This is a genomic window from Pseudoxanthomonas beigongshangi, assembly GCF_016820515.1.
GTDB lineage: Bacteria > Pseudomonadota > Gammaproteobacteria > Xanthomonadales > Xanthomonadaceae > Pseudoxanthomonas_A > Pseudoxanthomonas_A beigongshangi.
Window position 1 is genome coordinate 14,132 of record NZ_JADHDV010000007.1, and the last position, 19,829, is coordinate 33,960.

General features: G+C 68.6%; 16 protein-coding genes. 8 read left to right on the plus strand and 8 right to left on the minus strand.

Annotated features, from left to right (window positions below; translation table 11 throughout):
- Positions 1 to 145 precede the first annotated feature (145 nt).
- Together cysK and cysG are read right to left on the minus strand one after the other, a co-directional pair.
- Positions 146 to 1,105: a cysteine synthase A gene (gene cysK, locus IQ458_RS06860; protein WP_141453951.1), complete on the minus strand. Its 960-nt coding sequence runs from the start codon at positions 1,103 to 1,105 to the stop codon at positions 146 to 148.
- Between the two features lie 25 nt (positions 1,106 to 1,130).
- Positions 1,131 to 2,576, minus strand: a complete 1,446-nt coding sequence (gene cysG / locus IQ458_RS06865) for a siroheme synthase CysG (protein ID WP_203322320.1) — start codon at positions 2,574 to 2,576, stop codon at positions 1,131 to 1,133.
- A gap of 181 nt (positions 2,577 to 2,757) precedes the next feature.
- Between cysG and IQ458_RS06870 the strand changes: the two genes are divergently transcribed.
- The 3 genes from IQ458_RS06870 (at position 2,758) to IQ458_RS06880 (ending at position 4,693) form a co-directional block, all read left to right on the plus strand.
- Positions 2,758 to 3,741 carry a LysR family transcriptional regulator gene (locus IQ458_RS06870; protein WP_141453949.1) on the plus strand — a complete coding sequence of 328 codons (984 nt, stop codon included), beginning with the start codon at positions 2,758 to 2,760 and terminating at the stop codon, positions 3,739 to 3,741.
- Positions 3,742 to 3,810: 69 nt separating this feature from the next.
- Positions 3,811 to 4,344: a nuclear transport factor 2 family protein gene (locus tag IQ458_RS06875; protein WP_192197299.1), complete on the plus strand. Its 534-nt coding sequence runs from the start codon at positions 3,811 to 3,813 to the stop codon at positions 4,342 to 4,344.
- A 10-nt stretch (positions 4,345 to 4,354) separates the two neighbouring features.
- A complete protein-coding gene (locus tag IQ458_RS06880; RefSeq protein ID WP_192197300.1) occupies positions 4,355 to 4,693 on the plus strand; it encodes a hypothetical protein in 339 nt (112 codons plus the stop codon).
- Positions 4,694 to 4,706: 13 nt separating this feature from the next.
- Here the strand turns inward: IQ458_RS06880 and IQ458_RS06885 are convergent, their stop codons facing one another.
- The 6 genes from IQ458_RS06885 to IQ458_RS06910 form a co-directional block, all read right to left on the minus strand.
- On the minus strand, positions 4,707 to 5,063 hold the full coding sequence (locus tag IQ458_RS06885) for a hypothetical protein (RefSeq protein WP_203322321.1): 357 nt from the start codon (positions 5,061 to 5,063) through the stop codon (positions 4,707 to 4,709).
- A gap of 32 nt (positions 5,064 to 5,095) precedes the next feature.
- Complete coding sequence (locus IQ458_RS06890; RefSeq protein WP_203322322.1) at positions 5,096 to 5,860, minus strand: LytR/AlgR family response regulator transcription factor; 765 nt, start codon at positions 5,858 to 5,860, stop codon at positions 5,096 to 5,098.
- Complete coding sequence (locus tag IQ458_RS06895) at positions 5,853 to 7,121, minus strand: histidine kinase (RefSeq protein WP_183644226.1); 1,269 nt, start codon at positions 7,119 to 7,121, stop codon at positions 5,853 to 5,855. Before IQ458_RS06895 ends, IQ458_RS06890 begins: the two co-directional genes overlap by 8 nt.
- A gap of 224 nt (positions 7,122 to 7,345) precedes the next feature.
- Positions 7,346 to 8,068: a phosphoadenylyl-sulfate reductase gene (locus tag IQ458_RS06900; protein ID WP_183644222.1), complete on the minus strand. Its 723-nt coding sequence runs from the start codon at positions 8,066 to 8,068 to the stop codon at positions 7,346 to 7,348.
- Positions 8,065 to 9,765, minus strand: coding sequence for an assimilatory sulfite reductase (NADPH) hemoprotein subunit (gene cysI / locus IQ458_RS06905; protein WP_203322323.1), 1,701 nt, complete (start codon positions 9,763 to 9,765; stop codon positions 8,065 to 8,067). Before cysI ends, IQ458_RS06900 begins: the two co-directional genes overlap by 4 nt.
- 123 nt (positions 9,766 to 9,888) lie before the next feature.
- Entirely contained in the window at positions 9,889 to 11,730 is a 1,842-nt protein-coding gene (locus tag IQ458_RS06910) for an assimilatory sulfite reductase (NADPH) flavoprotein subunit (RefSeq protein ID WP_203322324.1), read from the minus strand.
- Positions 11,731 to 11,939: 209 nt separating this feature from the next.
- Here IQ458_RS06910 and cysD point away from each other — a divergent pair, with 209 nt between their 5' ends.
- The 5 genes from cysD (at position 11,940) to IQ458_RS06935 (ending at position 19,756) form a co-directional block, all read left to right on the plus strand.
- Positions 11,940 to 12,851 carry a sulfate adenylyltransferase subunit CysD gene (gene cysD, locus IQ458_RS06915; protein WP_203322325.1) on the plus strand — a complete coding sequence of 304 codons (912 nt, stop codon included), beginning with the start codon at positions 11,940 to 11,942 and terminating at the stop codon, positions 12,849 to 12,851.
- A 17-nt stretch (positions 12,852 to 12,868) separates the two neighbouring features.
- Positions 12,869 to 14,851 carry a sulfate adenylyltransferase subunit CysN gene (gene cysN, locus IQ458_RS06920; RefSeq protein WP_203322326.1) on the plus strand — a complete coding sequence of 661 codons (1,983 nt, stop codon included), beginning with the start codon at positions 12,869 to 12,871 and terminating at the stop codon, positions 14,849 to 14,851.
- 113 nt (positions 14,852 to 14,964) lie between these two features.
- Positions 14,965 to 16,071: an efflux RND transporter periplasmic adaptor subunit gene (locus IQ458_RS06925; RefSeq protein ID WP_203322327.1), complete on the plus strand. Its 1,107-nt coding sequence runs from the start codon at positions 14,965 to 14,967 to the stop codon at positions 16,069 to 16,071.
- Between the two features lie 3 nt (positions 16,072 to 16,074).
- Positions 16,075 to 19,209, plus strand: coding sequence for an efflux RND transporter permease subunit (locus IQ458_RS06930; RefSeq protein ID WP_192197307.1), 3,135 nt, complete (start codon positions 16,075 to 16,077; stop codon positions 19,207 to 19,209).
- Positions 19,202 to 19,756 carry a GNAT family N-acetyltransferase gene (locus IQ458_RS06935; RefSeq protein WP_425504649.1) on the plus strand — a complete coding sequence of 185 codons (555 nt, stop codon included), beginning with the start codon at positions 19,202 to 19,204 and terminating at the stop codon, positions 19,754 to 19,756. Before IQ458_RS06930 ends, IQ458_RS06935 begins: the two co-directional genes overlap by 8 nt.
- The last annotated feature ends 73 nt before the right edge of the window (positions 19,757 to 19,829 follow it).

Sequence of the window (19,829 nt, forward strand, 5' to 3'; positions counted from 1 at the left end):
CGGGAACCGATGTGCCGATGTTCGCGCCGGATGCATGCGCTGGCACCTTCCGGCATCGACGAGAGCCACGGACGTTGATATGCGGCGTACCGGGACACGCACCGGCGACGATCCGTGCCCGGATCGCCGCCGCCTCAACGCCGGCTCAGCCCAGCGAGGCCAGCCACTCGTCGTCGGAGCCTTCGTTGACGCCCTCGAACAACGGGGTGGAGAAGTAGCGTTCGCCGGTATCCGGCAGCACCGCCAGGATGACCGAACCTTCGCTGGCCTTTTCCGCCACCTGCAAGGCGGCGGCGACGGTGGCGCCGGCGGAGATGCCGACGAAGATGCCTTCCTCGGCGGCCAGCCGCCGCGAGGTGGCGATGGCGCTGGCATCGTCCACCGTCAGCAGTTCGTCGAATACTTCGCGGTTGAGCACTTCCGGCACGAAATCCGGGGTCCAGCCCTGGATCTTGTGCGGCGCCCATTCCTTGCCCTGCAGCAGCGACGCGCCGGCCGGCTCGGAGGCGGTGATGCGCACTTCCGGACGGGCCACGCGCAGCACCTCGCCCACGCCGGTGAGGGTGCCGCCGGTACCCCAGCCGGTGACGAAGTGATCCAGCCGGCGGCCGGCGAAATCGCGCAGGATTTCCGCCGCGGTGGTCTGCCGGTGGTAGGCGGGATTGGCCGGATTGGCGAACTGGCGGGCGAGGAACCAGCCGTGCTTCTTCGCCAGTTCCTCGGCCCGGCGAACCATGCCGCTGCCGCGTTCCGCGGCGGGGGTCAGGATGACCTTGGCGCCATAGGCGCGCATCAGCTTGCGGCGCTCGATGGAGAAGGTCTCGGCCATCGTCGCGACGAACTTGTAGCCGCGTGCGGCGGCGACCATCGCCAATGCCACGCCGGTGTTGCCGGAGGTGGCTTCGACGATCGTGTCGCCCGGTTTGAGCAGGCCCTTGGCCTCGGCATCCAGGACGATCGCCAGCGCCAGGCGATCCTTGACCGAACCGCCGGGATTGAACGACTCCACCTTGGCGTACAGCTCGACGTGCGAAGGCGCGACGCGGTGAAGTTTGACCACCGGCGTGCGGCCGATGGTGTCGAGGATGCTGTCGTGGATGGGCATGAGGGAATCTCCTGGAGAAGGGAAGTCAGGCGGCGTGCGGGAGTGTGGCCGCCGCCAGGTCATCGGGATGTGGTGGCGCGGCCAGCGGCGCGGGTCCGAACCAGTGCAGGGCATCGGCCAGGCCGGCGACCTCGCCGAGGATGAGCAGGGCGGGTGATCGCACCTGGTGATGGCGTGCGGTCCGCGCCAGCCCGTCCAGGCGGCCGGTGATCACGCGCTGTTCGGCGCGCGACCCACTTTCAATCAACGCGAATGGCGTCCGGTCCGGACACCCTTCGGCGGAAAGTCGCGCCTGTACGGTTTCCAGCCCGGCCACGCCCATGTAGAACGCCAGGGTCTGCCGGCCCCGCGCCAGCGCGGCCCAGTCGAGGGTATCCAGCGAGTCCCGGCAGTGGGCGGTCACCAGCCGCACCGACTGGGCGTGGTCCCGGTGGGTGAGCGGGATGCCGGCGTAGGCCGCGCAGGCCACCGCCGCGGTGATGCCGGGGACGACCTCGTAGGGAATCCGGTGCCCGCGCAGGAACTCCAGTTCCTCGCCGCCGCGGCCGAACACGAACGGGTCGCCACCCTTCAGCCGCACCACCCGGCGGCCGGCCCGCGCATGTTCGAGCATCAACGCATGGATGCTTTCCTGGCGCACGCTGTGGCCCTGCGCCGATTTGCCGACCTCCACCCGCAGCGCGTCGCGGCGCGCCAGCTGCAGCACTTCGTCGCTGACCAGGCGGTCGTGCAGGATCACGTCGGCCTCGTTGAGCGCGCGCAGGCCGGCGAGGGTCAGCAGGCCGGGATCGCCCGGACCCGCGCCGACCAGGACCACCGAACCCCGCGGCGGCGAAACAGGCGTCGCCAGGGCGTCGGCGAGCGCGCGTTCGGCCTGCTCCGTCCGCCGCTGCCGCAGCAGCCGCGGCAACGGGCCCGCCAACAGGCGTTCGAAGAAACGGCGGCGCGCGCCGGTTTCCGGGAAGCGCGCGCGGATGCGGCCGCGTTCGCGCGCCAGCAGCGCGGTCAGCGCGCCCCAGGAGTCATCCAGCCAGGTTTCCAGCTGGCGCCGCAGGTGGCGGGCCACCATCGGCGCGCCGCCCCCGCTGGACACCGCGACCTGCAGATCGCCGCGGCGGACCACCGCCGGCACGTGGAAGCTGGACAGCAGCGCGTCGTCGACCACGTTGGCGAACACCCGGCGGCGGCTGGCGGCATCGGCGACGGCGCGGTTGACCGTCGCGTCGTCGGTGGCGGCAATGACCAGCCAGACGCCGTCGAGTGCCCCGGCGCGGAAGGTGCCGGGATCCCAGCCGATCAGGCCGGTGTCGGCCAGCAACTGCAGGGCCGGGGTCAGCGCGGGTGCCTGCACGTGGATGCGGGCGCCGGCTTCGCGCAACGCCTGCACCTTGCGTTCGGCGACCTCGCCGCCCCCCACCACCAGCACCGGACGGTCATGCAGATCGACGAAAAGAGGGAACAGGGTGGCCACGGCGGAGCATCTGGTTCGAGGCTCATGACCGTAGCTTTGGCACAGCGGCACAAGGAAATAACTTGCGCCGGATCGGACATGCCTTGCGGTTATAAGCCACCGGCGTTACGGTCCGGGAAAATCCTCTACAGTCCTCGCTCCCCCTGCGCCGCCCGCCGCGGCGCTTCCGAGACGGATTCCGATGACGCTGACCCAACTTCGCTACCTGGTGGCGATCGCCGATGCCGACCTCAACATCACGCTGGCGGCGGCCCGCGTGCATGCCACCCAGCCGGGCCTGTCCAAGCAGCTCAAGCAACTGGAGGACGAACTGGGCTTCCTGCTGTTCGTGCGCAAGGGACGCAGCCTGGAATCGGTGACCCCGGCGGGCGAGGAAGTCATCGAGCGCGCGCGCGCGGTGCTGGCCGAAGCCAACAACATCCGCACCTACGCGGCCAACCAGCGTCGCGAGAGCCAGGGCCAGCTGATCCTGGCCACCACCCATACCCAGGCGCGCTTCGTGCTGCCGCCGGCCGTCGCCCGGATCAAGCGGGCCTACCCGCAGGTCAGCGTGCACCTGCAGCACGCCGCCGAGAGCACCGCGCTGGATCTGCTGAGCCAGGGCGATGCCGACATCGCGGTGATCAGCACCGCCGGCGACGAGCCGCAGGGCGGCATCGCGGTGCCGCTGTACCGCTGGCGCCGGCTGGTGCTGGTGCCGCGCGGCCATGCGCTGGATCGCGACGGTGCCGCGCCGAGCATCCGCGAGCTGGTCGACCTGCCGCTGGTCAGCTACGACTCCTCGACCCGGCCGGGTTCCTCGCTGCAGCGCGCGTTCGCCAGCGTGGGGCTGGAGCCGACCATCGCCGTGACCGCGCTGGATGCGGATCTCATCAAGACCTATGTGCGCGCCGGCCTCGGCGTCGGCCTGCTGGCGGAAATGGCGATCGGCAGTGGCGACACCGACCTGCGCGCGTGGCCGGCCCCGCCGGAGATCAAGGAATGCGTGGCCTGGGCCGTGCTGCCGCGCGAGCGCGTGCTGCGCGATTACGCGCTGGAGCTGGTGCATGCCCTGGCGCCGCAGGTGGACCGGCGCGATCTGCGGCGGGTACTGGACGGCAACCAGGTCGCCGACTGGCCGACACCGCCCACCTGGGAATCCCTGACCCAGACCATCACCACCTGACGACGGCGGGACTACCGGCGCCGGTGGCGGGATCGCATACTCCCGCACTGATTCGAAAAGGACATCGACATGCGCATCGCGATCCTTCCGGCAATCCTTCCGGCAATCCTCCTGGCGTTCGGCCTGCCCGCCCTTTCCGCCGAACCGGCCGCCGGCCAGCTGACCTTGCCCGCACCGGAGGAACTGAAGCGGATCATCCGCGAACAGGATCTCGCCCTGTTCGCGATCACCTTCGAAACCTGCGACATCGAGGCGCTGAAGCCGATGCTGGCCGATGACCTGGAGTTCTATCACGACAAGGGCGGCGTGGTGTCACGCTCGGCCGCCGACTTCATCGCCGTCATCGAGAAGAATTGCGCGGCCTGGAAGGCACCGGATGCATGGCGTTCGCGCCGGGAACTGATCGAATCCTCGTTGCAGGTGGATCCGATTCCCGGCTACGGCGCGATGGAAATCGGCGAGCACCGGTTTCACGAACGCAAGGGCGATGGCCCCGAGAAGGCGGTCGGGATGGCAGGTTTCAGCCAGGTCTGGAAACTCGAAGGCGGGCAGTGGAAGCTTTCCCGCGTGCTCAGCTACGGCCACCGGCCACTGGTTCCCTGAGGGACGAGCGATGAAGATGATCTCCCGGATGGTGCTGCGCATGTACGCGCCGGCGGTGGTGATCGCCGCCGGTGGTTTCGTCGTGGCCGAGACGGTGGCCCGCACCCAGACCGCGTTCAGCGGTTTCAGCAGCGGGCGCACCGCGTCGCTGTCGTTCCTGGCGGCGATCGTGCTGGGCACCGCCTGGGCACTGCATTCCAGCTGGCGACTGTACCGCTGGGCACTGGGGCGGGAGCGCCGCTGCGGTTGCGGTGGGCTGATGTCGCGGCCACGGTTGAACCGGCGCGGCGAGATCTATCGCAAGTGCATCGGCTGCGGCGGCAAGACGGTAATCCGCCACGTGCATTGAGCGGCGCGCGCCGCTAGTCCAGGCAGGTCGCCGCGTCGGGTTCGCGTTCGCGATCCACGCAGGTACGTACCCCGCGCGGCAGGTTGTCGATGCGGCTTTCGCCGCCGACGTCCAGGACGAATGCCTGCAACTTGCGCGGCGGGCAGCTTTCGCCGGCACGGCATTCGTCCGTCGCGACGATCAGGTAGTGGCATTTGCCTGTGGCGCTGGCCCTGCAGCGGAACAGGCCCTCGCCGGCGCGGATGACACTGCGGCTGTGGATCAGCTCCACGCCGTTGGCCTCGCTGCGCACTACGGAAGTCATGGACGGTTTGTCCTGGCAGCCGACCAGGCTCAGCAGGAAGGACATGGCGGTGACGATGATGCGCATGACGGGCCTCGACGAACGATGGGGAGCGGCGTTCACATGCCGCGGAACAGGGACATGAAGGGCTGGCTGACCAGCAGCGTTTCGGGGCGGTTGCGCAGGCGAAGCACGCCGCGTCCGACTTCGTCGCGGGTGATCGAGGCGACCGCCTTCAGGTTGACGATGGTGGAGCGATGGATCTGCTTGAAGGTCCGCGGATCCAGCGCCTCCAGCAGTTCGCGCAGCGGCGTGCGCAGCAGCGCCTCGCCTTCGGCGGTCATCACCACCGTATACTTGTTGTCGGCGCGGAAGTAGGCGACATCGTCGATCAGGATCAGCCGGGTTTCCTTGCCGGTGTTGGCGGTGATCCAGACCAGCGGCGGTTTGCCGGCGGCGGGCAACTGGTCGCCGAGCTGCTTGAGCAGGGCCGCCAGCGTGGCCGCGTCGGGATGGTGACCGCTGCGCTGCTGCAGGCGCTGGACGGTGGTGGCCAGGCGCTCGCGGGTGATTGGCTTGAGCAGGTAGTCCACTGCGCCCTGTTCGAATGCGCCGATGGCGTACTGGTCATAGGCGGTGACGAACACGATCTGGGTCGCGGGACTGGCCTCGGTCATCGCGGTGGCGACTTCCAGCCCGGTCAGGCCCGGCATGCGGATGTCCAGGAACGCCACGTCGGGCTGGTGCTCGGCGATGGCTTCCAGCGCGGAGGCGCCATCCTCGCATTCGGCGACCAGTTCCAGTTGCGGCCAGGTGTCGCGCAGCAGCGACGCCAGCGCGGTGCGCAGCAGTTCCTCGTCTTCGGCGATCACGGCCTTAGGCATGACGGGCGACTCCGGCCGGCTTGGACGGCAGGTTGAGGGTGGCGGCCACGCCCTGCGGGAAGTTGGAGATGATGGCGAACGAGGCATTGCCGCCGTAGGTCAGGCGCAGGCGTTCGCGCAGGTTCTTCAGGCCGATGCCGGTGCCACCGGTCTGGTTGCCGAAGCCCTGGCCGTCGTCGGCGACGGTGATCGCCACCTGGCCTTCCTGTTCGCGCGCGATGATCCAGATGGTGCCGCCGCCGGGCTTGGGCTCCAGGCCGTGCTTGATGGCGTTCTCAACCAGCGTCTGCAACATCATCGAGGGCATCGCGACATCGCGCAGCGCCTCCGGAATCTCCACCTGGGTGTTGAGGCGGTTGCCCATCCGGATCTTCAGGATCTCCAGGTAGGCCTCGGCGCGTTCGGCTTCCTCGCCCAGGGTGGAGACGGCATTCTCGGCGCGGGGCAGGGAGCGGCGCAGGTACTGGATGAGGTGGCCGAGCATGAGATCGGCGCGGGCGGGATCGGTGCGGGTCAGTACCTGCGCGCTGGCCAGGGTGTTGTAGAGGAAGTGCGGTTCCACCTGCGCCTGCAGCAGGTTGAGCTTGGCCACCGTCAATTCCTTCTCGGTGACGGTTTGCACGGTGTCGGCCTTTTCCTCGCGCCGGCGCTCGCCGATCCGGCGTGCGATCGCACGGACGATGGCTTCGGCGTTTTCCAGGTTGGTGCCGTTGTCCACCTTCAGCAGATCGCTCCAGGTGCTGGCTTCCGGCTCGCACAGCAGCGACACGCTGCAACTGCCGGCGCCCGGCGTGACGGTGGCGAGGATCTGGTTGCGCTTGGTGCTGAACCAGTTGAACACGTTGTATCGCGCCGGGCGGTCGTTGCCATAGGGATCCACGCGCTTGAGCTTGGCCTTGACCTGCAGGCTGTCGCGCGCGCTTTCCAGTTCCTCCACCCGCGGCAGTTCGCGCACCGCCGATTCGACCAGCAGGAAGGCTTCGTCGGCCTCCAGCGGAATCTCGATCCGGCGGTGCTGGCGGTTGGACAGGGTGTCGTGATCCAGCCGGCCGGCGACCAGGCTGACCCGGCGCAGGTGCGAGAAGGTGCTGATGACCACCGACAGCGCGACCAGCAGCGCCAGCAGGGCGAACACCGGTCCGGGTGCATCGTCGTTGCCGGTGATGACATTGAAAGTCCCGGCCCAGATCAGGCCGGCGAGCAGGAGCACGCCGGACCAGGCGGCGAAGATGCGGATGATGAAGAACAGGCTGGCGAACACGGCGGATCCATCGGTGTTGGATTGCCGCGGAGCATAGCCGGCCGGCGCCGGCGGGGAAGGGGGCCGGCGACGGAAGCCGGATTCGGGCGACGGAAACCGCCCGGGGCCGGATGGGCCGTATCAGGCGGCGGCGCCGGCGGCGGCCCTCGCGTCGATCCCTGCCATCGACGTGACGGTGCGCGGCCGGCGTCGCCGGTCAGCAACCGATGGCCCGAAACTCCCGGTCAGATGTCCAGGTGCAGGCCGCATTCGCGCTTGAGGCCGAAGAAGCGCGTGTCCTCCTCGCGCATGCCGGGTTCCCAGCGGGTGGTGGTGTGGAAATCGCCGATGGAGACGTAGCCCTGTTCCCACAGCGGGTGGTAGGGAAGATCGTGTTGCTTGAGGTACTGCCAGACTTCGCGATCGGTCCAGTCGGCAATTGGATTGACCTTCAGGCGGGCGCCGCGCCACTCGACGACGGGCGCGTTGGCGCGGCTGCTGGCCTGGCTGCGGCGCAGGCCGGTGAACCAGGTGCCGACGTCCAGTTCGGCCAGCGCGCGCCGCATCGGTTCGACCTTGCGCAGGTTGTTGTACTGCTCGATGCCGACCAGGCCCTGTTCCCACAGGCGGCCGTGGCGCGCCTCCATCCAGGCGCGGCTGACCAGCGGGCGGAACACCTTGAGGTTGAGCTTGAGCCGTTCGGTCAGTTCGTCGGCGAACCGGTAGGTCTCGGGAAACAGGTAACCGGTATCGATCAGGATCACCGGGATGTCCGGTTGCTGGCGGGTCAGCATGTGCAGCAGCACCGCCGCCTGCGCGCCGAAACTGGAGGACATCGCCGCCTGCGCCGGACCATTGGCCAGGGCCCAGCGCACCCGCGCTTCGGCCGGCTGCGCTTCCAGGCGCGCGTTGATGGCGGAGATGTCTTCGGTGGCTTCGGGCAGCGGTGCGGTTTGCGGCGCGCTCATGCGTGCAGTTCCAGGGCGATCTGTCGATGGGTGGGGTAGGGCGGCAGGGCGACGATGCCGCTGCGGTGCAGGAAATCGCCGAATCCCTCGTCGGCCTCGCGCTCGCGCGCGTAGCGGGCCAGCAGCGGATCCAGCGCTTCCAGGATTTCCGCTTCGGTGATGTTCTCGCGGTACAGCGTGTTGAGGCGCTGGCCGCGGTGATCCGCGCCGAGCATCAGGTTGTAGCGGCCGGGCGCCTTGCCGACCAGTGCGATTTCGCCCAGGTAGGGACGCGAGCAGCCGTTGGGGCAGCCGGAGATGCGCAGCAGGATGGGCGCATCGCGCAGGCCGTGCCGATCCAGCAGTGGCTCCAGGCGGGCGGTGAAGTCGGGCAGGTAGCGCTCGGCTTCGGCCATGGCCAGGCCGCAGGTCGGCAGGGCGACGCAGGCGACCGCCGCACGCGCCAGCGCGGTGCCGGCGCGGCGGCCGTCGTCCAGGCCATGCGCGCGCACGAGCGCGTCGATGCGCTCGCGCTCGCCGGCCGGCACGCCGGCGATGACCAGGTTCTGGTTGGGAGTGAGCCGGAACTCGCCGCGGTGGATGCCGGCGATCTCGCGCAGGCCGGTCAGGTGCGTGGCCTGCGCGGTGTCGGCGATGCGCCCCGCGAAGAAGTGCAGGGTCAGGTGCAAGCGGCCATCCTCGCCCTCGACCCAGCCATAGCGGTCGCCGTTGTGATCGAAGTGCCACGCGCGCGCGGGCTGGAGCGCATGGCCGGAGCGGGCCTCGATCTGACCGACGATCGCCTCCAGGCCGTGATCATCGATGGTGTACTTGAAGCGGGCGCGCTTGCGCAGTTCGCGGTTGCCGAAATCGCGCTGGGTGGTGACCACCGCGGTCGCCACGTCCAGCAGTTTCTCCGGTGGCAGGAAGCCGACCACGTTGCCGATGCGCGGATAGGTCGCGGCGTCGCCGTGGGTCGCGCCCATGCCGCCGCCGATGACCAGGTTGAAGCCGACCAGCTCGCCGTCCTCCAGGATGGCGATGAAGCCCAGGTCGTTGGCGAACACGTCGACATCGTTGAGCGGCGGAACCGCGAACCCGATCTTGAACTTGCGCGGCAGGTAGGTGGCGCCATAGACCGGCTCCTCCTCCTCGCCGCTGCCGGCCACGCGTTCCTCGTCCAGCCAGATTTCGTAGTACGCGCGGGTATTGGGCAGCAGGTGCTCGGACAGGCGCGCCGCCCAGGACTGCACCTGCGCATGCGCCTTCGACAGCAGCGGGTTGGCCGCGACCAGCACGTTGCGGTTGACGTCGCCGCAGGCGGCCAGCGTGTCGATCAGCGCCGCGTTGATCGCCTGCATGGTCGCCTTCAGTTCGCGCTTGATCACCCCATGGAACTGGAATGCCTGGCGGGTGGTGACCCGCAGCGAGTGGTTGGCGTAGCGGGTGGCGATCGCGTCGAGTTTCAGCCATTGCTCGGGCGTGACCACGCCGCCGGGCGTGCGGGTCCGGATCATGAACTGGTAGGCCGGTTCCAGCTTCTGCCGCCGGCGCTCGTCGCGCAGATCGCGATCGTCCTGCTGGTAACTGCCGTGGTACTTGATCAGGGTCTGGTCCGACTCGCGCAGCGCGCCGGTCACCGGGTCGGCCAGGCTCTCCAGCAGGCTGCCCCGCAGGCGACGGCTTTCGGATTTGATGTCTTCTACGGAGTGGGACATGGGTGGGGGCCGGGATTCGGGATTGGTGATTCGGGATTCGCAAGAGCGCAGCAGGAGATCGGAGAAATCAGGAACGGGACGGGCTTTCACGAATCCCCAATCCCGAATCCCCCATCCCGGCCGTCAATACACATCACGACAGTAGCGGCCTTCCGATTGCAGTCGGGTCAAGTATTCGGCGGCGGTGTCTTCGTCGTGGCCGCCTTGGGTGCGGAGGATGTCCAGCAGCGTGGCGTGCACGTCCTTGCCCATGCCGATGGCGCCGCAGACATACAGGTGGGCGCCGCCCTCCAGCCAGGCATGGACCTCGCGGGCGTGTTCGCGCAGGCGGTCCTGCACGTAGATCTTGTCGGCCTGGTCGCGCGAGAACGCCAGGTCCAGCCGGTGCAGCGAGCCGTCACGGAGCGCGTCCTGCCATTCGGACTGGTAGAGGAAGTCCTGGTTGAAATGGCGGGCGCCGAAGAACAGCCAGTTGCGGCCCTGCGCGCCGGTTTCGGCGCGCTCCTGCACGAAGCCGCGGAACGGCGCGATGCCGGTGCCGGGACCGATCATCAGGATGTCGCGGGCGCCGTCAGCGGGCACCCGGAACCGTTCGTTGGCCTCGACATAGACCGGCACCGCTTCACCTTCCGCACGCGCGGCGAGGTAACCGCTGGCCGCGCCGCCATGCGCTTCACCGAACGCTTCGTAGGCCAGCACGTCCACGGTCAAGTGGACTTCTTCGCCGACCCGCTTGCGGCTGGAGGCGATCGAGTACAGCCGCGGCGCGAGCGGACGCAGCGCGGCGACCAGTTCATGCGCTTCCCAGCGTGCCGGCCAGCGTCGCAGCACGTCGACGACCTGATGGGTGTTGAGCAGGCCGGCGAGCGCGGACTGCTGCGCCGGCGCCAGCAGCGCGTTCAGATCCTCGGCGCGCGCCTGCGCGGCGTGTTCGGCCAGGAACGGGCGCGAGAGCCGGGTCAGTTCGCGACGGCTGGCCAGCCACTCGCGCAGCGGCAGCGTATCGCCCTGGAGCTCGATCCCGGCGTCGCCGGACAGCGCGGTGGCCTGGAGGATCGATTCCACCAGCGAATCCGGATTGCGATGGCGGATGCCAAGCGCGTCGCCCGGTTCGTAGTGCAGTCCGCTGCCGGCCAGCGACAGTTCGAGATGGCGCACGTCCTTGTCGCGTTCGCCATGCCGCCCGAATGCCTTGCCCTTGAAGTCGCGGCCGCTGACGTTCTGGTTGAGCAGGACTTCGGCGGAGTAGGGTTTTTCGTGCGACCACGGCGAGGCCGCGTGCGTTGGCCGCAGCGGGGTGACCGTGGCCAGCGGGGCGCTGGGGTGGGATTTCAGGTGTTCGCGCGCCGACGACAGCGCCTGGGTGCGCCAGGGATCGGCCACCGTGTCGATGTCCAGATCGGCCAGGCCGGGTTCGAACAGGCGCTGGGCACCCAGTTCGGCCAGGCGGGCATCCAGGCGGCGGGCGATGCCGCAGAAATCGGTGTAACTGGAATCGCCCAGGCCGAGCACCGCGTAGCGCAGTTCCGGCAGCTTGGGCGCGCGCCGGCCGGACAGGAACTCGACCAAGCCGATGGCATCGTCCGGCGGATCGCCTTCGCCCTGGGTGCTGATGACCACGTACAGCAGGCGTTCGCCGGCCAGTTCGCGGGTAGGATAGGCGTCCGCCCGCAACAGGCGCACCGGCAACCCGGCCGCCTCGACGGCCTGGGCGATCTTCTCGGCCGCGCGTCGCGCATTGCCGGTCTGGCTGCCGTAGACCACGGTCAGGCGCTGGCCCGCCTGCGCCTGGCCGCCCGGCAGCACCGCCAGCTGGGGCGCGTGCTGGCCCTGGGCGAGCCCGGCGGTATAGCCGGATAGCCACCACAGGGTCGGCGCATCCAGCCCTTCGACCAGCCGCGCCAGCAGCACGCGCCGCTCCTCGGCCAGGGGACTGGGCGCCAGTGCGGAGGAGGAAGCGGTCATCGCGGGCAATCGCTTTGCGCAGGAGGGAGTCCGATGTTAGGAACCCGTTGTCCCGTGCAGAAAGGACGGCTGGTTATGGGCTTATCCCGCTGGCTTATTTCCCGGCGCGGGGGAGGCATGGAATGCTCGTTGGCCTCCTGGGGCAGAAGCAACGGCGGTAGCTGGTACGCTTTGCACCTGCATCCCGTCACGCACCGCAGCCCGTTTTGATGAGCGCCGAACACCGCCTGTCCCACCTCGACCGCCTGGAAGCCGAGAGCATCCACATCCTCCGGGAGGTGGCCGCGGAGTTCCGCAATCCCGTGCTGCTGTATTCGGTGGGCAAGGACAGCTCGGTGCTGCTGCACCTGCTGCTCAAGGCGTTCGCGCCGGGCCGCCCGCCCATCCCGCTGCTGCACGTGGACACGCGCTGGAAGTTCCGCGAGATGATCGCGTTCCGGGATCGCCGCGCGGCCGAGACCGGCGTGGATCTGCGGGTGCACGTCAATCCCGAGGGCATCGCCCAGGGCGTCGGCCCGATCAGCCACGGCGCGACCGTGCATACCGACGTGATGAAGACCCAGGGCCTGAAGCAGGCGCTGGATCAATACGGCTTCGACGCGGCCATCGGCGGCGCCCGCCGCGACGAGGAGAAGTCGCGCGCCAAGGAGCGCGTGTTCTCCTTCCGAAACGATCGCCACCGCTGGGATCCCAAGAACCAGCGACCGGAGCTCTGGAACCTCTACAACGCCCGCATCCACAAGGGCGAGAGCGTGCGCGCGTTCCCGCTGTCCAACTGGACCGAACTGGACATCTGGCTTTACATCTATCGCGAGGGCATTCCGGTGGTGCCGCTGTACTTCGCCGCCGAGCGGCCCGTGGTGGAACGCGATGGCGCGCTGATCCTGGTGGACGACGAACGCCTGCCTCTGCATGAAGGCGAACAGCCGCAACTGCGCAGGGTGCGCTTCCGCACCCTGGGGTGCTACCCGCTCACTGGCGCGATCGAGTCCGACGCCGACACCCTGGAAAAGATCATCGCCGAGATGCTGGTGGCGACGTCCTCCGAGCGCCAGGGCCGGGTGATCGATCACGATCCGGGCGCGTCGATGGAGAAGAAAAAGCTGGAGGGGTACTTCTGATGAAGCCGGGATTGGGGATGACCGGCCATCCGGCCGTTGAAAACCGGGATTCGGGATTAGGGAAAGCGGGAAGCGATCCGCGGGCGGAAGCGCCCGCCGTTGCGAATCCCGGATCCCGAATCCCCAATCCCGAAAACACCAGCATCACCGACTACCTGCGCCAGCACGAAACCAAGCCGCTGCTGCGTTTCATCACCTGCGGCAGCGTCGACGATGGCAAGAGCACGCTGATCGGTCGCCTGCTGCACGACAGCAAGCGGTTGTTCGATGATCAACTGGCGGCGCTGGAGAAGGACAGCCGCCGGCATGGCACCCGCGGCGGCGACATCGATTACGCGCTGCTGCTGGACGGGCTGGCCGCCGAGCGCGAGCAGGGCATCACCATCGACGTGGCCTACCGCTACTTCGACACCGAGCGGCGCAAGTTCATCGTCGCCGATTGCCCGGGACACGAGCAGTACACCCGCAACATGGCCACCGGCGCGTCCACCGCGGATCTGGCCGTGGTGCTGGTCGACGCGCGCAAGGGCCTGCTCACCCAGACCCGCCGGCACAGCTATATCGTCTCGCTGCTGGGCATCCGCCACGTCGTGCTGGCGGTCAACAAGATGGATCTGGTCGGCTTCGATCCCGCGGTGTTCGACGGCATCGCCACCGCCTACCGCGCACTGGCCGCGCAACTGGGCATCGCCGACGTGACGTGCGTGCCGCTGTCCGCGCTGGAGGGCGACAACCTGATCGAACGTTCGGCACGCACGCCGTGGTACGACGGCCCCAGCCTGTTGCAGCACCTGGAGAGCGTGCCGGTGGACGATGCCGGCGCCGAAGGCGGGTTTCGCCTGCCGGTGCAGTGGATCAACCGGCCGGACCAGAATTTCCGTGGCTTCGCCGGCACCGTGGCGGCGGGGCGGGTGCGCCCGGGCGACGCGATCGTGGCGCTGCCCTCGGGCCGGCGCTCGAAGGTCGCGCGGGTGCTCGGGCCGGATGGCGATCGCGAACTCGCCAGTGCCGGCGAAGCGATCACCCTGACCCTGGACGACGAGATCGACATCAGCCGCGGCGACGTCATCGCCGCCGCCGGCGATCCGCCACAGGTCGCCGATCAGTTCGCCGCGCACGTGCTGTGGATGGACGACGCCGCGCTGCTGCCTGGACGTCCGTACTGGCTGAAGATCGGTACGCGCACGGTCGCCGCCTCGATCAGCGAGATCAAGCACCGGGTCGACATCAACAGCCAGGAGCACCTGGCGGCCAAGCGGCTGGAACTCAACGAGGTCGGCTACTGCAACCTCAGCCTGGACGAACCGATCGCGTTCGCACCCTATGCGGACAACCGCGCGCTGGGCGGCTTCATCCTGATCGACCGGCAGAGCAACCACACGGTCGCGATGGGAACGCTGGACTTCGCACTGCGCCGCGCCGGCAACGTGCACTGGCAGCACCTGGACGTGGACAAGGCGGCGCGTGCGCGCACCAAGGGCCAGCAGCCGCGGGTGCTGTGGTTCACCGGCCTGTCCGGCGCCGGCAAGTCGACCGTGGCCAACCTGGTCGACAAGCGCCTGCACGCGCTGGGCTACCACAGCTTCATTCTCGACGGCGACAACGTGCGTCATGGCCTGAACCGGGATTTGGGCTTCACCGCCGAGGACCGGGTGGAGAACATCCGCCGCGTGGCCGAGGTCGCCAGACTGATGACCGACGCCGGATTGATCGTGCTGGTCAGTTTCATCTCGCCGTTCCGGGCCGAGCGGCAGATGGCGCGCGAACGGTTCGGCGAAGGCGAGTTCCTGGAAATCTTCGTCGACGTGCCGCTGGCGCTCGCGGAGGAACGCGACGTGAAGGGCCTGTACCGCAAGGCGCGGGCCGGCCTGATTCCCAACTTCACCGGCATTGACTCGCCGTACGAAGCACCGGAACATCCCGACCTGCGGCTGGATGCCGGCGCAGAGAGTCCGGAACACTTGGCGCTGCGGGTCCTGGAAAAACTGGGATTGACCTAGCGAACCACGCTGCACAAGGGTCGTTAGTCATGGCCCTGTCAACGCTTCCGTACGCATATTCGTTCATGGCGTGAAGGTAAACTTCACGTGATAACGATCATTACGGTACTTTCATGCTGAGCCGAACCGGAATCCGGGCGACGCTGGCCGTCGCCGCGTCGATGTTCCTGTTGACCGCCTGCGGAGAAAAATCCGCCGGCGCGGGCGGAGGCGGGCAGGGTGCGGATCGGCCGGTGCCGGTGAACACCCAGGTGGTCCAGCTCTCGGCGTGGAGCGACACCCTGGAGGCGCTGGGCACCGCCAAGGCGCGCGAGTCGGTGACCCTGACCGCCAAGGTCAGCGAAATCGTCCAGGACGTGCACTTCGAAAGCGGCCAGGACGCCAGGGCCGGGCAGGTGCTGGTGACCTTGCGCGGCGACGCCGCCAAGGCGTCGCTGGAGCAGGCCGAGGCCACCTACGCCGAAGCCGACCGCCTGTACCGCCGGCAGAAGGAACTGGCCGAACAGCAACTGGTCGCCCGCTCCACCCTGGACACACAATTGGCCCTGCGCGACGCCGCCGCAGCGCGCGTGCAGCAGATGAAGGCCGACATCGGCGATCGCACGGTGCGCGCACCGTTCGCCGGCGTACTGGGCATCCGCCAGGTCAGCCCGGGCTCGCTGATCACCGCCAGCACCGTCATCGCCACCCTCGACGATGTTTCGCGGATGTACGTGGACTTCCAGGTGCCGGAAGCGGCGCTGGCCACGGTCGACAACGGCGATGCGGTCAACGCGACCACCGCCGCCTGGCCGGGGCGCACCTTCGAGGGCGTCGTGGAAACGGTCGATGCGCGGGTGGATCCCGCCACCCGCGCGGTCACCGTGCGCGCGGTGTTCGCCAACCCGGATCGCGCGCTGCGCCCGGGCATGCTGCTCAACGTCAATCTGTTCCGGCCGGAGCGGCGGGCGCTGGTGATTCCCGAGATCGCCGTCGTGCAGGTGGGCCGCGACACCTTCGTCTACCGGGTCAAGGCCGACAGCAGCGTGGAGCAGGTCACCGTGAGCACCGGCGTCCGTCGCGAGGGTCGGGTGGAGATCACCGAAGGCCTGAAGGCCGGCGATCGCATTGTCGTGGACGGTACCGGCAAGCTGCGGCCCGGCGCGAAGATCACCGAGGCCGGCGCGACCACGCCACCGGCCGCCGCGCCCGCAGCCGCACCCGCCGTCAAACGGGGCTGAACCATGAAGCTGTCCGACCTGTCGATCAAGCGGCCGGTGCTGGCCGTGGTGATGAGCCTGCTGCTGATCGTGCTCGGGGTGATGTCGTTCATGCGCCTGACCCTGCGCGAGCTGCCCAACATCGATCCGCCGGTGGTGTCGGTGGAAGTGACCTACCCGGGCGCGTCGGCGGCGGTGGTGGAAACCCGCGTCACCCAGATCCTGGAAGACGCGCTGGCCGGCATCGAGGGCATCGAGACCATCGAGTCGCGCAGCTCCAACGGCCGTTCGCAGGTCACCATCGAGTTCACCCTTACCCGCGACATCGAGGCCGCCGCCAACGACGTGCGCGACAAGGTCAGCCGGGTGATGGATCGCATGCCCGACGAGGCGGATCCGCCGGAAGTGCAGAAGGTGGAAGCCGATGCCGACGTGATCCTGTGGTTGAACATGAGTTCGACCAAGATGGACACCTTGCAGCTGACCGACTACGCCGATCGCTATATCGTCGATCAGCTGTCGGCGCTGGACGGCGTGGCCCAGGTGCGCATCAGCGGCGCCCAGCGCTATGCCATGCGGATCTGGCTGGATCGCGCCGCGATGGCCGCGCGCGGCGTCACCGCCAGCGACGTGGAGGCGGCGCTGCGGCGCGAGAACATCGAACTGCCCGCCGGCCGCATCGAATCGGAAACCCGCGACTTCACCCTGCGGGTCGAACGCGGCTACATGACCGCCGAGCAGTTCGCGCGGATGCCGCTGAGCAAGGGCGCCGACGGCTACGTGGTGCGGGTGGGCGACGTGGCCCGGGTGGAGCTGACCACCGAGGAACGCCGCGCCTATTTCCGCAGCAACGGCCGCCCGAACGTCGGCCTGGGCATCGTCAAGACCTCAACCGCCAACGCGCTGGATGTGGCGCGCGCGGCCCGCGCTGCCGCCGACCGCATCCGCCCGACCCTGCCGGAGGGCACCCAGATCTTCGTCGCCTACGACAGCACCGTGTTCATCGAGGCGTCGGTCGAGCGCGTCTACGCCACCCTGGTGGAGGCGATGATCCTGGTGTTCGCGGTGATCTGGCTGTTCCTGGGCAGCCTGCGCGCGGCGTTGATCCCGGCGGTGACGGTGCCGGTCTGCCTGATTACCTCGTTCATCGCCCTCTACGCGTTCGGCTTCTCGATCAACCTGCTGACCTTGCTCGCCCTGGTGCTGTGCATCGGCCTGGTGGTGGACGATGCCATCGTGGTGCTGGAGAACATCCAGCGCCGCGCCGACCTGGGCGAGCCGCCGCTGGTGGCCGCGCGTCGCGGCACCGCGCAGGTGGCCTTCGCGGTCATCGCCACCACCGCGGTGCTGGTGGCGGTGTTCCTGCCGGTGGGGTTCATGGAAGGCAACACCGGACGCCTGTTCCGCGAACTGTCGGTGGCACTGGCGGCGGCGGTGGCGATCTCGGCGTTCGTGGCCCTGACCCTGACCCCGATGATGTCCTCCAAGCTGGTCCGGCCGCACAGCAAGCCCAAGGGTTTCAACGCCTGGATGAACCGGCAGCTGGCCCGGCTCAGCGAGGGGTATGGCCACCAGGTCCAGCGGATGGTGGCGATGCCCGGCCGGCGCATCCTGTTGATCCTGCTGATCGCGATGGGCGCGTGCCTGGCGGTGGCGGCGGTGCTGGGCCTGCGCGTGCCCAAGGAACTGGCGCCGATGGAGGATCGCGGCTCGTTCTTCGTCTCCATCCAGGGACCGGAAGGCGCAGGCTTCGATTACACCGTGAAACAGATCCAGCAGGTCGAGCATCTGTTCGCCGACAACATCGGCGAAGGCAAGCCGATCCAGCGCGCCAACGCCCGCGTGCCGGGCGGCTTTGGCGCGAGCGAGGAAATGCACACCGGCCAGGTGATCGTGTTCCTGCAGGACTGGAGCAAGCGCCACGAAAGCACCACCGAGGTGCTGGAATCGGTGCGCGGCCAACTGGAGCAGATGCCGGGCATCCGCGCCCAGCCTTCCCAGCGCACCGGCCTGGTCCGCGGTGGTGGCCAGCCGTTCCGGATGGTGCTCGGCGGTCCGGATTACAACGAGCTCTCGCAGTGGCGCGACCGGATGATGGCGCGCATGGAGCAGAACCCCGGCCTGTACGGCGTGGACTCGGATTACAAGGAAACCCGACCGCAGATGCGGGTCAACATCGACCGCAGCCGCGCCGCCGACCTGGGCGTGTCGGTGCAGGAAATCGGCCGCACGCTGGAAACCATGATGGGTTCCCGCCAGGTCACCACGTTCGTCGACAACGGCGAGGAGTACGACGTGCTGATGCAGGCCGACCGCGAGCGCCGTTCCTCGCCGGCGGACCTGGCCAACACCTACGTGCGCGGCAGCGCGGGCGAGCTGATTCCGCTGTCCAACCTGGTGACATTGTCGGAAATCGCCGAACCCGGCAGCTTCAACCGCTTCAACCGCCTGCGCGCGATCACCCTGACCGCGTCGCTGGCGCCGGGCTACACGCTGGGCGAGGCGATGGGCTGGGCCCAGCAGGTGGCGCAGGAGGAACTGCCCGACTACGCGCAGATCGACTGGAAGGGCGAATCCCGCGAGTACCTCAAGGCCGGCGGCGCGGTGCTGCTGACCTTCGCGCTGGCGCTGCTGATCGTCTACCTGGTGCTGGCGGCGCAGTTCGAGAGTTTCATCCACCCGCTGGTGATCATGCTGACCGTGCCGCTGGCGGTGCTGGGCGCGCTGATCGGCCTGTGGGTCACCGGCGGCACGCTCAACCTGTTCAGCCAGATCGGCATCGTGATGCTGATCGGCCTGGCGGCAAAGAACGGCATCCTGATCGTCGAGTTCGCCAACCAATTGCGCGACGACGGCATGAGCGTGGCGCGCGCCATCGCCGAATCCTCGAAGGTGCGCCTGCGCCCGATCCTGATGACGTCCGTGGCCACGGTGATGGGCGCGGTGCCGCTGGTGGTGGCCGGCGGACCGGGGTCGGCCAGCCGCGCGACGATCGGCATCGTGGTCATCTTCGGCGTCTCCTTCTCCACCTTGCTGTCGCTGTACGTGGTGCCGGCGTTCTACGCGCTGCTGGCACCGTTCACGCGGTCTCCCGAGGCCGTGGCCCACGAACTGAAGCGACTGGAAGAAGAAACTCCCCCGGTAGGCGGTCATGGTTGATCTGGAAAGCATGGAAGACAGCGTGGTTCAGGGCGACGGGTTCACATTGCGGCGTTGGCGGGCGGAAGACGCGCGCTGGCTGCTCCGCCACGCCAACGACGCGCAGGTCGTGCGCGGCTTGAGCGAACGTTTCCCGCATCCCTATCGGCGCGAGGACGCCTGGCGGTTCCTCGCCGGCGAAGTGGTGGATCTGAACGATCCGGTGTTCGCCATCGATATCGACGGCCGCGCCTGCGGCGGCATCGGCGCGCACCCGCGCCTGGGCGAGCGTGGGGGCAGCGCCGAGCTGGGGTACTGGCTCGGCCGCCGCTACTGGGGCCAGGGACTGATGAGCCGGGTGGTCGCGGCCTACGTGCCGTGGGTGATGGATCACCTGCAACTGCACCGCATGCAGGCCAACGTGCTGGACATCAACCCGGCCTCGGCACGGGTGCTGCTCAAGAACGGCTTCCAGGAAGAAGGCCTGCTCCGCCACGCCATCCGCAAGGATGGGCAGTTGCACGACCTGCGGGTCTTCTCCCGCCTGCGGACGCCGACCACGCACTGAACACCCCGGGTTTCCCTGTTCAGCAGGGTGATCCCCCTCGCCGGGCTTCGCAGAGCGGGCCGATTCGTGGAGA